Origin of the sequence: Hyphomonas sp. KY3, assembly GCF_017309975.1 — a bacterium.
GTDB lineage: Bacteria > Pseudomonadota > Alphaproteobacteria > Caulobacterales > Hyphomonadaceae > Hyphomonas.
Genome location: NZ_CP022271.1, coordinates 1,360,175 through 1,372,666 on the forward strand (window position 1 = coordinate 1,360,175; position 12,492 = coordinate 1,372,666).

The 12,492-nt window shown below is 55.4% G+C and carries 10 protein-coding genes; 9 read left to right on the forward strand and 1 reads right to left on the reverse strand.

All coding sequences use genetic code 11. The features are described 5' to 3' along the window. The first annotated feature begins 102 nt into the window (after window positions 1-102). The 5 genes from CFA77_RS06825 (at window position 103) to CFA77_RS06845 (ending at window position 5,456) form a co-directional block, all read left to right on the forward strand. Entirely contained in the window at window positions 103-345 is a 243-nt protein-coding gene (locus tag CFA77_RS06825; protein ID WP_206992823.1) for a helix-turn-helix domain-containing protein, read from the forward strand. Then, window positions 342-842, forward strand: coding sequence for a S26 family signal peptidase (locus CFA77_RS06830; RefSeq protein ID WP_206992824.1), 501 nt, complete (start codon window positions 342-344; stop codon window positions 840-842). The genes CFA77_RS06825 and CFA77_RS06830 overlap by 4 nt, the downstream gene beginning before the upstream one ends. 217 nt (window positions 843-1,059) lie before the next feature. Next, window positions 1,060-2,988: a DUF3363 domain-containing protein gene (locus CFA77_RS06835; RefSeq protein WP_081806119.1), complete on the forward strand. Its 1,929-nt coding sequence runs from the start codon at window positions 1,060-1,062 to the stop codon at window positions 2,986-2,988. A 118-nt stretch (window positions 2,989-3,106) separates the two neighbouring features. Further along, on the forward strand, window positions 3,107-5,068 hold the full coding sequence (locus CFA77_RS06840; RefSeq protein WP_035551448.1) for a conjugal transfer protein TraG: 1,962 nt from the start codon (window positions 3,107-3,109) through the stop codon (window positions 5,066-5,068). A 4-nt stretch (window positions 5,069-5,072) separates the two neighbouring features. Next, the gene (locus CFA77_RS06845) at window positions 5,073-5,456 is read left to right on the forward strand and encodes a hypothetical protein (RefSeq protein WP_035551450.1); all 384 of its coding nucleotides are present in this window, start codon (window positions 5,073-5,075) and stop codon (window positions 5,454-5,456) included. 65 nt (window positions 5,457-5,521) lie between these two features. Here the strand turns inward: CFA77_RS06845 and CFA77_RS06850 are convergent, their stop codons facing one another. Next, complete coding sequence (locus CFA77_RS06850) at window positions 5,522-5,713, reverse strand: ion channel (protein ID WP_081806120.1); 192 nt, start codon at window positions 5,711-5,713, stop codon at window positions 5,522-5,524. Window positions 5,714-5,961: 248 nt separating this feature from the next. Here CFA77_RS06850 and CFA77_RS06855 point away from each other — a divergent pair, with 248 nt between their 5' ends. From CFA77_RS06855 to CFA77_RS06870, 4 genes are all read left to right on the forward strand, one after another. Beyond that, window positions 5,962-8,424 (forward strand): TonB-dependent receptor, encoded by a 2,463-nt coding sequence (locus CFA77_RS06855; RefSeq protein WP_206992825.1) that lies wholly within the window; start codon window positions 5,962-5,964, stop codon window positions 8,422-8,424. 92 nt (window positions 8,425-8,516) lie between these two features. Next, a complete protein-coding gene (locus CFA77_RS06860) occupies window positions 8,517-9,290 on the forward strand; it encodes an SDR family NAD(P)-dependent oxidoreductase (RefSeq protein ID WP_035551455.1) in 774 nt (257 codons plus the stop codon). Further along, window positions 9,209-10,714 carry an aldehyde dehydrogenase family protein gene (locus tag CFA77_RS06865; RefSeq protein WP_241764175.1) on the forward strand — a complete coding sequence of 502 codons (1,506 nt, stop codon included), beginning with the start codon at window positions 9,209-9,211 and terminating at the stop codon, window positions 10,712-10,714. Before CFA77_RS06860 ends, CFA77_RS06865 begins: the two co-directional genes overlap by 82 nt. Before the next feature lie 57 nt (window positions 10,715-10,771). After that, window positions 10,772-12,442 carry a class I adenylate-forming enzyme family protein gene (locus tag CFA77_RS06870; protein WP_206741172.1) on the forward strand — a complete coding sequence of 557 codons (1,671 nt, stop codon included), beginning with the start codon at window positions 10,772-10,774 and terminating at the stop codon, window positions 12,440-12,442. Window positions 12,443-12,492: the final 50 nt, after the last annotated feature.

A 12,492-nucleotide genomic window follows, 5' to 3' on the forward strand; every position in this document is an offset into this window, starting at 1 on the left:
AAGGCCGGGGAGAAAATGCATCATGCGAATTTTAACCCTGCAAACGCCCGCACGTCTGGCCAATCCTTTCCCAGCACAAACAGGAGAAAGGAAGACTGTACAATGACAAGAAACCGCAAGAAAAATTCGTATGGAGACAATTGGCCAGAGCTTCTAAGCGTCGAAGAGGCCGCAAAGTTTCTGCGCCTCAAGCGCTCCACGCTCGATCATTATCGTTGTGAAGGGCGCGGTCCCATCTATCGCAAACATGGCGCGCGCGTCTTCTATCCAAAGCCCGATCTCATTCGTTGGTCAGAGCGAAATTCCTATGCCTCCACGTCTGAACGCTTGCGTGATCCCAAATGAAAAAGCTCAGTTTCTGGCTGACACTTTCGGGCATCTCTCTGGTGACTTTCGGATCGATTTTTGATCCGCTGGATCGCCTGATCTGGAACCGCACAGCAAGTGCGCCGACAGGAATTTACTGGCTGAGCGACGAGCCATTCATCCATGGCAGATGGGTCGTCGTCTCTAGCCAGAGCGCTGTAGTTGAATGGGCAGAAACACGCGGATATGTTGGAAAAGATTGGCCCTTTTTGAAGCAGATTGCAGGCATGCCAGGCGATGAAATTTGCCGCAATGGCCATGAGATTCGGATCAATAGTGAGCCTGTTGCAATCGCCAAAATCGTCGATTCATCGGGGCGAATGCTGCCGGTCTGGGAAGGCTGTAGCGTGCTCCAGAGCGATGAAGTCTTCGTGCTTACAGCGCATCCAGCATCGCTCGATGGCCGATATTTCGGCCCTATAAAACAATCAGACCTGGATGGCACCGCCATCCCCCTCATGACATCTCAGGACTGACAGGCTGCAAGCGTATGCAAAGCGATACAAGCATAGGCAAGGACAGAACAAGCGAACCCGGTAGGGCAAGATTGAAGCTATGGCACCACATGGCGCCTAACCCCTTGTCTGCACATCTGTTTTTTGGCGCCCTTTGCACAGCATTGTGGTGCATGTGTTTCTGGAAACGCGTTGAAATTACTACGAATTCCATGGTGTGCGGATTGAGCGGCCTGCAATGAGCGAGGAAAGACCTTTCACGCCGCGACTCGGACGCATACGCGATCAAGGCGCGCCTGCAGGCAAGCGTCTATCACGACAGTTGAACAAGACCGGAGCGAGACTTTCTAAAGTCTCTCGGAAGTCTGCCTTTACCGGCGCACGTTATGGCACGGGTGGCGCGGCCCGAACCGGCGGTTCTCGCTACAGGCATTTGTCCCGCCAGCAAATGCGCCGCGTCATTGTCAAAGTGCATATCGCAAGAGCGCGCGGCGCAGGTCCGGGCCTCTTTCGCGCCCATGTCAGCTATCTGCAGCGCGACGGTGTCGATCGCGAGGGAGAAGGCGGCGTGCTTTATGACCGCGACCAGGAGGGGATCAGCCCCCGCGACTTTCTGGAACGCAGCGAGCATGACCGCCACCAGTTCCGGATCATCGTTTCGCCGGAGGATGGTGCGCGTATGGGTGACCTCAAACAGTCAACCCGCGAGCTCATGGGCAAAATGGAACGCGATGTCGGGCGACGTCTCGATTGGGTCGCCGTCGATCATCACAATACAGGTCATCCGCATACCCATATTGTTGTGCGGGGTCGCGACGCCCGGATGAAGGATGTCGTCATCGCGCGGGACTATCTCACAAAGGGCCTTCGCGAAGCTGCCGAAGAGCTTGCCACCCAAAGGCTCGGACCAAGACGTACTCTGGAGATTGCGGGTGCGCGCCAGAAGCAGGTGGATCAGGACCGCTGGACCGGGCTCGATCATGAGATCGAAACGAGATTGGAGAACGGCGTATTCGGTCCAGGTGGTGCAAGCTCAAGTAAAGAGCGGTTTGATCGGTCCTTGCGACTCGCGCGCATCAGGCACCTTGAATCCCTTGGACTTGCTGAACGGGACAGAACGCTCTCCTGGCGAATGAAACAGGACTGGCAAGAACAGCTGAAACGCCGGGCGCGGCGCGGTGATATCATCCGCACACTTGCCGCTGAATTCGGGGAGCGTGAGCCCGACATTCGATTTGTTCAGGACCGCGCAAAAGATGCCGCTCCCATTCGTGGGATCGTGAAGGCTTATGGCCCGGAGGATGAACTTCGCGATACGCGCTATCTGCTCGTTGAAGATTTTGATGGCGGTATCTGGCATGTACCCGCTGCAACGGTCGATGTTCACGCCCGACCGCCGCAAGGCGCTGTGGTGGAGCTCTCCGAAGCAAGAGCCATGGCGCGTGCCTCGGACAAGGCTATTGCCAAGGTCGCAGAGCAAACCGGCGGTATCTGGTCGGAAGACTTGCACGCCCGCCATGATCCTGGATCAAAACCGGCCTATCATCTCAGCTTGAAGCGGCGGCTCGAAGCCTTGCGACGGGCAGGAATTGGGGAGCGCCTTGCGACCGGCGAGTGGCACGTCGGCGAAGAGTTTCTGGAGCGCGCAGCGGCATATGAGGCGCGCGGATCCGGCGGCGTCAAAATGAGTGTCCTGTCCTGGCTTTCACCGGAGATGCAGATCGACCGCTTTGGCGCAACCTGGATCGACGACCTGTCAGAGGGTGCAGCAGCGCAGCAGCAAACCTTGAAGGACTTGAAAGCACGTCGGGAGATCTGGCTCCGCGAACAAGGCTATCTGGGTTCCAACCAACCAGAACTCATGGAAGAGCAGAGAAGCCAGCTGCGCGCTCTGGAACTGCAGCGCGAGCGGGACGCGATCGGGGCGGCCTCAGGCCGAACCCCTGTTCAGCTAGCGAAAGGCGACCGTTTTGACGGAAAACTCGAAGGTCATGTCGATCTTGCAGCAGGGCGTATGGCGATCATTGGCAACGCAAAGGAATTCGCACTGGTGCCATGGCGTGGCAGTATTGGTCGGCAAATGGGGCGCGAGATGACCATCAAGCGCACCGCGTCAGGTATTGGTTGGAGCGTGGATATAGGGCGTTCCAGAGGGCTGTCCCGCTAGACGGTTTGGATGGCTTTGCAGAGCGATGCAGGAAATGGCGCAGAATCCCGCTGGTCCAGGACCAGTCTCAGCAATCATCCTTGGGAGAAGACAAATTGCTTTTTCAAGGAGGCGCGCCGTGACCGGCACAAAGATACTCATTGGCCAGATCATGGTGGTATTCGCACTGATCATTGGCGCGGTCTGGCTGGCCACACAAATTACCGCTGACGCGCTTGGCCATCAGGCTGCGCTCGGCGCGCCTTGGTTCATTGCAGGCGAGACACCAATCTATAAACCCTGGCGGCTGTTCCAATGGTGGTACGCCTATGAAGCCTATGCGCCGGAAGTGTTCGCACGTGGCGGCCTGATCGCGGTCTCCGGTTCGGCGCTCGGATTTCTGGCCGCGATCATTGGTTCTGTCTTGCGCAGTCGCCACGAGCGCCATGTCACCACTTACGGCTCGGCGCGGTGGGCCAGCGCACCCGATTTGAAACGCGCCGGACTGTTTGCGGACAAGGGCGTGTTCCTGGGACGTTGGCAAAAGCGCTATCTGCGTCATGATGGCCCTGAACATGTCATGGCGTTTGCGCCAACACGCTCAGGCAAGGGCGTGGGGCTTGTGGTGCCGACCTTGCTGTCCTGGACCGGCAGCGCCGTCATCCACGACATCAAAGGCGAAAACTGGGAACTCACTTCTGGCTGGCGCTCAAGTTTTTCGCGCTGCATTCGGTTTGATCCGACCGACAGGCGCTCGCCGAAATACAATCCGCTTATAGCTGTGCGCTGCGGCGAGCGCGAAGTGCGCGATGTTCAGAACATTGCAGACATTCTGGTTGATCCAGAAGGCTCACTCGAGCGCCGTAATCATTGGGAGAAAACCGGACATGCCTTGCTGGTCGGCATTATCCTGCACGTGCTTTATGCCGAAGAAGACAAGACGCTCAGCGGCTGCGTGCGGTTCCTATCCGATCCGAAACGCTCCTTTGCCGTCACACTCCGTATCATGATGACGACGCCGCATCTGGGAGATAGAGGCGTTCACCCGATTGTCGCGCAAGCCGCACGCGAGCTTTTGAACAAGTCTGAAAATGAGCGCTCCGGGGTTCTGTCCACGGCCATGAGTTTCCTGTCGCTTTATCGTGACCCAGTCATCGCGGAAGTCACCAGCCGATCAGACTGGCGCATCGAGGACCTGGTTGAAGGGGAGAGCCCGCTTTCGCTCTATCTGGTCGTCCCGCCATCCGACCTGTCTCGGACGAAGCCGCTGATCCGGCTGATCCTTAACCAGATTGGACGCAGGCTGACGGAAGATTTGCCCGAAAAGAACCGCCGGAAACTGCTCTTCATGCTGGATGAGTTTCCTGCGCTCGGGCGGCTGGACTTCTTTGAAAGTGCACTCGCCTTCATGGCAGGCTATGGCATCCGCGCCTATCTGATCGCTCAATCCCTGAACCAGATCGAAAAGGCTTACGGGCCCAATAATTCGATCCTGGATAATTGTCATGTGCGCATTGCTTTCGCGACCAATGATGAACGCACCGCCAAGCGCGTCTCTGATGCGCTCGGAACAACAACGGAACTCCGCTCGCAGAAGAACTATACCGGTCACCGGCTTGCGCCCTGGCTCTCTCACTTGATGGTTTCACGCCAGGAAACTCAGCGCGCGCTTATAACGCCCGGCGAGGTCATGCAACTTTCTGCCAGTGATGAAATTATCATGGTGTCCGGAGCGCCGCCCGTGCTCGCCAGGAAGCTTTGTTATTTCAAAGACGCAAATTTTACGAAACGAGTCTTGTCGCCAGCGCCCGTCGAATGGGACGACGCCGCGTGTGACGCAGAGTGGACATCCATTGTTGCAGCGCCGCCCTTCAAGGAGCCGGAGGCTGAGGATAGGGAACATCCTGATAGTGTGTCGCTGAAACGGACTCGAGAACCTGAGCACACGAATGATGATCTGCCGGAAAAACGCACTGCCGAGCCAAGCGTTGATGCCGACATCGACGATGAGGTTGATCCGACCAGCGATCAAAACCTCGAAGCCGTAAGACGCGCCGTTGCTGCGGATCGCGGCGACCCTGACGTCCTTCCGGGGTTCTGAGTGGATGGGAAAGCCGCGCGTCAACATACGGATTTCGACAAAGCTCTATGCGCAACTGTGTGAGGCAGCTGACAAGCCAGGGGTGACAAAAACGGCGATCGTTGAAGACGCACTGAGAGCATGGTTCGATCCAGAAGCGCGTTCAGTGCTGGAAGAGCGTTTGCTCGCCCGCATGGACGCCTTCGATCAGCATCAGGCGGATATGGAAAAGGACCTAGCCTACACTTACGCCACGCTGTCGCACTTTGTGTACTATTGGCTTACGCGGACCGAACCTATTCCTGAGGGGGAGCGTGATATCGCGCATGCGCTGGGGCAGAGGCGATTGGAGTATTTCAATGAGCAGGTGAGCAGCAAAATGTCTGCCGCGCCTGAGCCGGCCGCCTAGACGGGAGAAATGGACCCATCATAATTCTCGGTTCAGAAGTCTTGATTCGGAAGTATGGATACATTTCACACGAGCAGGCGCTGGCTCGATGGTTTCGTTGCGGTGCGAGTTCCGTACATGCCCACCAACCGAGACAACAATATTACCGTATACAGAACACCAATGACCGCCTCGAACGCGGCGGCGGCTTGAGGGTAATGCCCTTGAGGGGTGATATCGCCATATCCGAGTGACCTAGCCCCCTGAACTGCAGCCATGTTTTAGTTATAGAACTAGGCTGTTCAGGGGGCTAGGTCATCTGGTCGGACGATCGCGGATGTCGGGCATGGAAGGATTTGAGCAGGATAAGGCCCTCTCGTATCGCGGAATGACGATCTGTTGGCGTGAACTGGTATGACTCTAACAGAGCCATCTTTCACCAGAGTTCATAATCTACTTTCGCGTCCTTGTGCATCATAGCGGGAACGGAAACACGGAGCACAAAAGGGCTCTTGGGAGGATATATATGAACCAGAAGTTTAGACTCAATTTGAGCGGCGCAGCAATTTTGCCGATCGCCATTGCCCTTGCCACGCCGGCCTATGGGCAAGTGGCAGATGTCCCTGCCGAAACAGAAGCGGAGCGGGAAGCAAGACTGACAACAGTGACTGTTACGGCACGTAAACGGGACGAGACGCTGATCAATGCGCCGGTGGCCGTGACCGCCGTTTCCGGAGCAGAGCTGGAAGCGCAAGGGGTCACGAACCTTGAGCAGATTTCCGCGCGCGTGCCGGGCCTGCAGGTCGGTCGGGGAGCGCAAACCTCGAACATCTTTATCCGAGGTGTCGGATCTGGTATCAACAAGGGATTCGAGCAATCGGTTGGCCTTTATGTGGATGGCGTTTATCAGCCGCGCAGCCGCCAATTCTCACAGTCCCAGTTCGACCTGCAGCAAGTCGAGGTTCTGCGTGGGCCCCAAGGCGTTCTATTCGGTAAGAACACGGTTGCTGGCGCGATCAAGCTTGAAACGGCCTCGCCAGAAGTCGGAGAGGAACTCAATGGTTGGGTCGGTGTCACCTGGGAACCAGAATTCAATACGCAAAGCTACTCGGGCGTCTTTTCCGCGGGCTTGGCGGATAATTTGGCAGGCCGGTTGGCAATTCGTTATACGACAACTGACGGATATGTTGAGAACCGTGTCTTTGATCGCGACGAAGCCGAGCGCGAAGACATGTTCGCCCGGGCGACGCTCGCCTGGCAACCAACGGAGAGTTTAAACGTTGAGACGAAACTGAGCTATCTTGAAATGGACGGGGTCGGTAAGGAGCTTACCATTAATGCGATTGATGATCGCCTGCCGACGCCTAGCACGATAGCGCTCTCACAAATGCTTCATCCAGACTTTGGAGTTTCTACTGGCGATACCGCTTATGTCAGCTTCAGCGGCAATCCCGCATTCCGTGTCGGCGATCCTCCAATCTCCGACACGGAGACAACCGAATCATTGAGCGGATCTGTGAAGGCAGAATGGGAGTTCGATAACTTTACCCTCACTTCGATTACTGGCTACTCCTCTTTCGATTTCGCTCAACATCACGATGTGGATTTTCTGCCTGTCAGCTTCATTCACAATCTTGATGAAGAAGAACTGGACATGTTTAGCCAGGAACTTCGCATTGCCACAGACTGGGATGGGCGCATAAATTTCTTGGGCGGGCTGTATTATGAAAACCAGGATGCTTATCTTGAAGCCACAACGGCGTTCAATGGCACATTTGGCGTTTTGCCAACATCGATTTTGCCCGGCGGTATTGTTAACGTTGCTCAACGCACTTTCTTCGATCAACAAGCCGAAACGATTGCGCTTTTTGGCGAGCTTGGCATTGACCTGACCGACAGCGTCACACTTGAACTAGGTTTGCGTTACTCCGAAGATGAGAAGAGCATCGATAAGAGTGTTGTTGTTGGAGCCGGCACACCCCGAGACTTCGTTGGCCTTGTCACACCCGCAGACACGATCGGGTCTGCCGATCTAACCGAATATCTAACCGCCGCCGCTACTGTTGGAGGTGCAGATGGATTGAACTCTGCAACGACTTTTGCCGCATTGCTCAACCGCTTTGCTGCTGACCTCAACGATACGCGAACAGAAGATCATTTTGATCCATCTGTAAAACTGCGCTGGCAGTATGCTGACAACGGGTCGGCCTATATTTCCTATTCCACTGGCTATAAATCTGGTGGTTACAATTTCAGTCCTGACACGGCGGAACCGGATGGGAGCCCGCGTCCGGGTCATGAATTTGATGATGAGAAAGTCACGGCTTGGGAAGCTGGTATCAAGCACCAGTTCATGGGTGACCGTGCTCGCATCGGGGCAGTCATTTTCCGAAGCGAGTTAGAAGACCTGCAGGTAACCTCGTGGAGTGGGACAAGCTTCGTGGTTGGGAACGCGGCTGAACTTCAAGTGCAGGGGCTGGAACTTGATGGCCAGTTCCTTCTCAGCGACGAAATCGAGATTGGCGGTGCGTTCGCCTATCTCGATCACGAATTCCAGTCCTTCCCAGGGGCAGGGTGTTCAGTCATCGAAACGGGCTTGGGCACATGCCCGGATTCTGCAGGTGTGGGTACCAAGGACCTTGCCGGCGAACGCGGGGCCTTTGCGCCCGAGTTCAGTGGTAACGTCTATCTCGCCTTCAATCGCAGTTTCGAGAATTTCGATCTGAATGCCCGGATTGGAGCCAACTTCAAGGACGAGATGTTCCTGGATGGCGACCTCGACCCGAACGCGTTTCAGGAAGGATATACGAAATTCGATGCTCATGTCGGGGTGGAGTTTGGCCGCTACGGATTCCGTGTATTCGGTCGCAACCTAACCGATGAAGCCACCTATACCGCCTCGGTCGACGCGCCACTCAGCCCGGGCGTGTATGTTGGCTGGATCGAAGAGCCGCGCGTGATTGGTGCCGAAGGCCGTATAAATTTCTGATCGTCTTGTAGCAGCCTCCTTTCCATCGAAGGGAGGCTGCTCCAGACTTGAGCAGTTGAAAGCTTACAATAACAGGTCAGGAGCTTGCGAACATGAAACTCGATGGAAAAGTCGCTGTGGTTACAGGTGGTGCCTCTGGACTAGGCGCTGCTGCGGCGCGCAGTTTTGTTGAGCAGGGCGCACGCGTCGCGCTCTTCGATCTGAGCGAAGTCGCAGGAAACGCGCTCTGTGGCGAACTTGGAAACAAGGTCTGCCAGTTCTTCAAGGTCGATGTGACCGATGATCAGTCAGTTGCTGAGGCAGTTGAGAAAACGAGAGATCAGTTCGGCGCAGTTCATATTGCCGTCAACGCGGCGGGCATTCCGGCCCCGACCAAAATTCTCGACAGGGAAGGCAACCCTTGCGAACTCTCCAAGTTCACAAAGGTGATAATGGTCAACCTGGTCGGCACGTTTAATGTCATGAGCAAATGCGTTGCCGAGATGGCAAAGAACACGCCAGATGATCAAGGCGAGCGCGGCGTTGTAATCAATGTGTCATCCGGTGCCGCCTATGAAGGGCAAGTCGGTCAGTCTGGCTATTCGGCGTCCAAAGCGGGTGTGATCGGCATGAACATGCCGGCGGCGAGGGAGCTCGGAGCCGTCGGCGTTCGGGTAAATGCGATCGCGCCGGGCTTGTTCCTTACACAGATGGTCAAAGGCCTGGGCGACAAAGTGGTTGCCTCATTGGTCGATACAATCGAGGCGCCACGCCGGGCTGGAGACCCGATGGAATTCGCGCACGCATGCCAGTTTATCGTCGAGAACGGTTACCTCAATGGCGAGACGATCCGGCTGGACGCGGCGACACGGCTGAGGGCGAGATAATGGGTGTTGAGAGCGGCATCACCGAGCTTGAGCGGGTTTTCGCCCTGCAGCGCAGCCTCACGCGTCAGCAGGTGTCGCGCAGTTATGAGGCGCGCATGGACCTGCTCGCCCGGCTCGGCAAGATGTTCGAGACGCATGAAGACGAACTGATCGACGCCGTCGCTGCCGATTTCGGTATGCGCAGCCGGTATGAAACCATACTGACGGACATCATGTTGGTCCTGTCGGACGTAAAATTCGCGCGGCGCCATTTGAAACAATGGATGAAGCCGCGCAGTGTCAAAACCGACACGTTTGGATTGCCGGGATCTTCGCGCCTAATTCCGCAACCCCTTGGGGTCGTCGGCATTCTCGGAACCTGGAACTATCCCTATGGCACAGTGTTCGCCGGTGCGGCGGGTGCGTTGGCGGCTGGCAACCGGATTATTGCCAAGCCGAGTGAAATTTCGGCTCATTCAGCTGAAATTTCGCAGAGTCTTGTTCGCAAGTATTTTTCAGAAGAAGAGATGGCAGTGGTAACCGGCGGCCCGGATGTCGCGCAGCAGATGACGTCTCTTCCATTCGATCATATTCTCTTCACCGGTTCGCCCAATACAGGTAAAAAAGTCGCCCAGTCGGCCGCAGCCAATTTGACACCAGTGACGCTTGAGCTTGGCGGCAAGTGCCCCATTATCATTGATAAAAGTGCTCATTTTCCAGAAGTCGCGCAGAGCCTTGTTTTCGGCAAGCTCCTCAACGCAGGACAAACGTGCATCGGTGTCGACTACGCATTCGTTCCAGAAGGGAGCGTAGAAGACTTTGTGTCAGCGCTCGCCAGGCAGGTGCACAAGTGTTTTGGCGAGATCGAAGCCAATCAGGACTATACAAGCATTATAAATCACCGGCAGTTTGACCGTTTGCGGGGACTGGTTGATGACGCCCGCGCAAAAGGTGCCGGAGTGACCAATCTCGCAGGCAGTGGTGATGGCATGTTCGAGGCTGCTCATCGAATAGCCCCGCTGGTTGTGACCAATGTTGCAAGCGATATGGGGCTGATGCAGGAAGAGATTTTCGGGCCGATTCTGCCGATCCTGACCTATCGTACGGAAGACGAAGTAATCGAGTACATCAATGCTGGCGAGCGGCCACTGGCACTTTACTATTTCGGTAAAGATAGTGCAGGTCGACGAAAAATCCTTGGCGAAACTCATGCTGGCGGCGTGACCCTGAACGGCACGGTGATGCACGTCTTCCAGCGCCGTCTTCCATTTGGCGGCATCGGGCAAAGCGGGATCGGATCCTATTTGGGGCCGGGAAGTTTCGAGCGGTTCAGTCATTTGAAGCCGGTGTTCTCACAATCGAAGATCAGTGTGCTTAGCCAATTGCTGCCTCCCTATTCTTCGAAGACGGGCCGGTTGCTGAATCTATTTAGAAAGCTGCTCTAAATCGATCCTGTACGCGGCAATCTTAGGGTGGTGTAGACAAAAGGGAGGACAGTCTCTGTGTTCGGAATTTTCTCAAAAAAGCGCAATGACCGTGAACTGGTGCCTGTTGACGTCGCTCCAAGTTCTGCTGCAGCATTGGTTTCGACAGAAGGCGGGCGACTAAATTACAGCCGTATCATGCAAGGGCTCGCGGAATCCTTCGGGGATCGTGAGGCGATTGTGAATCTTGAGCGTGGCCGCCGGCTGAGTTTTCGTGACTATCACATCATAACCAATCAGATTGCACATATTCTCAATGGAAACCTGAATCTCGGCGCGGGCGACCGATATGTCTGTATGCTGCAAAATGACAATCTCTCCCTGTTCCATTGGGGGTCAGCTGCAAAAGCTTATGCAACATGTTGTCATGCCAACTACCTCGACAGCCTGGAAACGCATCTCGGCCAGATCGACATCGTCAAGCCCAAAGTCGCGTTCATCGAGAATGACCTCCTGGCCTCCCATGCTGGCCCGCTTACCGAACGCGGCATTCAGATTGTTGTGATGGATGCTCTGGTCAAGCCATATTCAGGCGTGTTGGCCCTTCCCGATCTTTTGGCGAACGCGTCGACAGAGAACACAGATATTGAAATCGATGATCGAACGCACGTCGTGCTCATGCGCTTTACAGGAGGCACGACTGGTGACAGCAAGTGCGCGAAGTATTCAATCGACAACATTCTGGGGTGCCGCGATAGTTTCCTGACACTTCCAGACCCGGATTTCTTCGATGGCTGCCGCATGCTGCATATAGCTCCCATTAGCCATGGCAGCGGTATGATGCTTTTGCCGGTTCTGTTCAGCGGTGGTTGCACGGTCACAATGAACGCGCCCAGTCTGGAGAACTGGTGCCGCTATATCCAGCAAGAAAAGATTTCCCACGCCTTCATCGTACCGACTCTGGCGTACCGCCTTTTGGAAATGCCCGAAGCCCGAGAATATGACCTGTCCTCATTGCGCACGGTGTTGTATGGCGCGGCCCCCATGAGCCCGGCCAAGGCTAAGCTCCTGGTTGAGCGGTTCGGTTCAATATTCACACAAGTGTACGGCTCCACGGAACACCTGGCGGCAACCCTCTGCCTGAGCAAGAAAGATCATATCGTAGACTCCGAGACTGAAGGCCGACTCGCGTCCGCGGGTCGACGCTCAACCGGGATCGAACTGTCGGTTTGCGATGATGATGGCAATCCAGTTCCTGTAGGCGAACTCGGCGAGTTCTATTTGCGATCGCGCTCAACCTGTCTTGGCTATGAAGGCAATCCAGAGAAGACGAAGGAGGAATTCGTCAACGGATACTGGAAGTCAGGGGATATCGGATATACGGACGAAAACGGATATTGCTACCTGGTTGATCGGAAGAAGGACATGATCATCACGGGTGGTTTTAATGTCTATGCGACTGAAGTTGAGGCCGCAGTCAACTCCCATCCTGGCGTTTTGATGTCGGCGGTTGTCGGTGTTCCCCACGAAGAATGGGGCGAGGCTGTACATGCGGAAGTCATCCTTAATGACTCTGTTGAGGTGGCCGAATCTGACCTGATCGCCTATGTAAAAGAGCAGATCGGATCTTTCAAAACACCAAAATCCGTGTTGTTCGTGGAAGAACTGCCTCTGAGCGTCGTTGGTAAGGTGTTGCGAAAGGATGTACGTAAGAAATACTGGGGCGGCCAGGTCCGCAGTATTGGTTGAAGCGTGTACAATCCTGTTCAGAAATTGGACAAACCGTCATGAACCGATAA

Coding starts and splice junctions, on each gene's coding strand:
- CFA77_RS06825 (WP_206992823.1), top strand. CDS start 103: ATGACAAGAAACCGCAAGAAAAATTCGTATGGAGACAATTGGCCAGAG.
- CFA77_RS06830 (WP_206992824.1), top strand. CDS start 342: ATGAAAAAGCTCAGTTTCTGGCTGACACTTTCGGGCATCTCTCTGGTG.
- CFA77_RS06835 (WP_081806119.1), top strand. CDS start 1,060: ATGAGCGAGGAAAGACCTTTCACGCCGCGACTCGGACGCATACGCGAT.
- CFA77_RS06845 (WP_035551450.1), top strand. CDS start 5,073: ATGGGAAAGCCGCGCGTCAACATACGGATTTCGACAAAGCTCTATGCG.
- CFA77_RS06850 (WP_081806120.1), bottom strand. CDS start 5,713: ATGGCTGCAGTTCAGGGGGCTAGGTCACTCGGATATGGCGATATCACC.
- CFA77_RS06855 (WP_206992825.1), top strand. CDS start 5,962: ATGAACCAGAAGTTTAGACTCAATTTGAGCGGCGCAGCAATTTTGCCG.
- CFA77_RS06860 (WP_035551455.1), top strand. CDS start 8,517: ATGAAACTCGATGGAAAAGTCGCTGTGGTTACAGGTGGTGCCTCTGGA.
- CFA77_RS06865 (WP_241764175.1), top strand. CDS start 9,209: ATGCCAGTTTATCGTCGAGAACGGTTACCTCAATGGCGAGACGATCCG.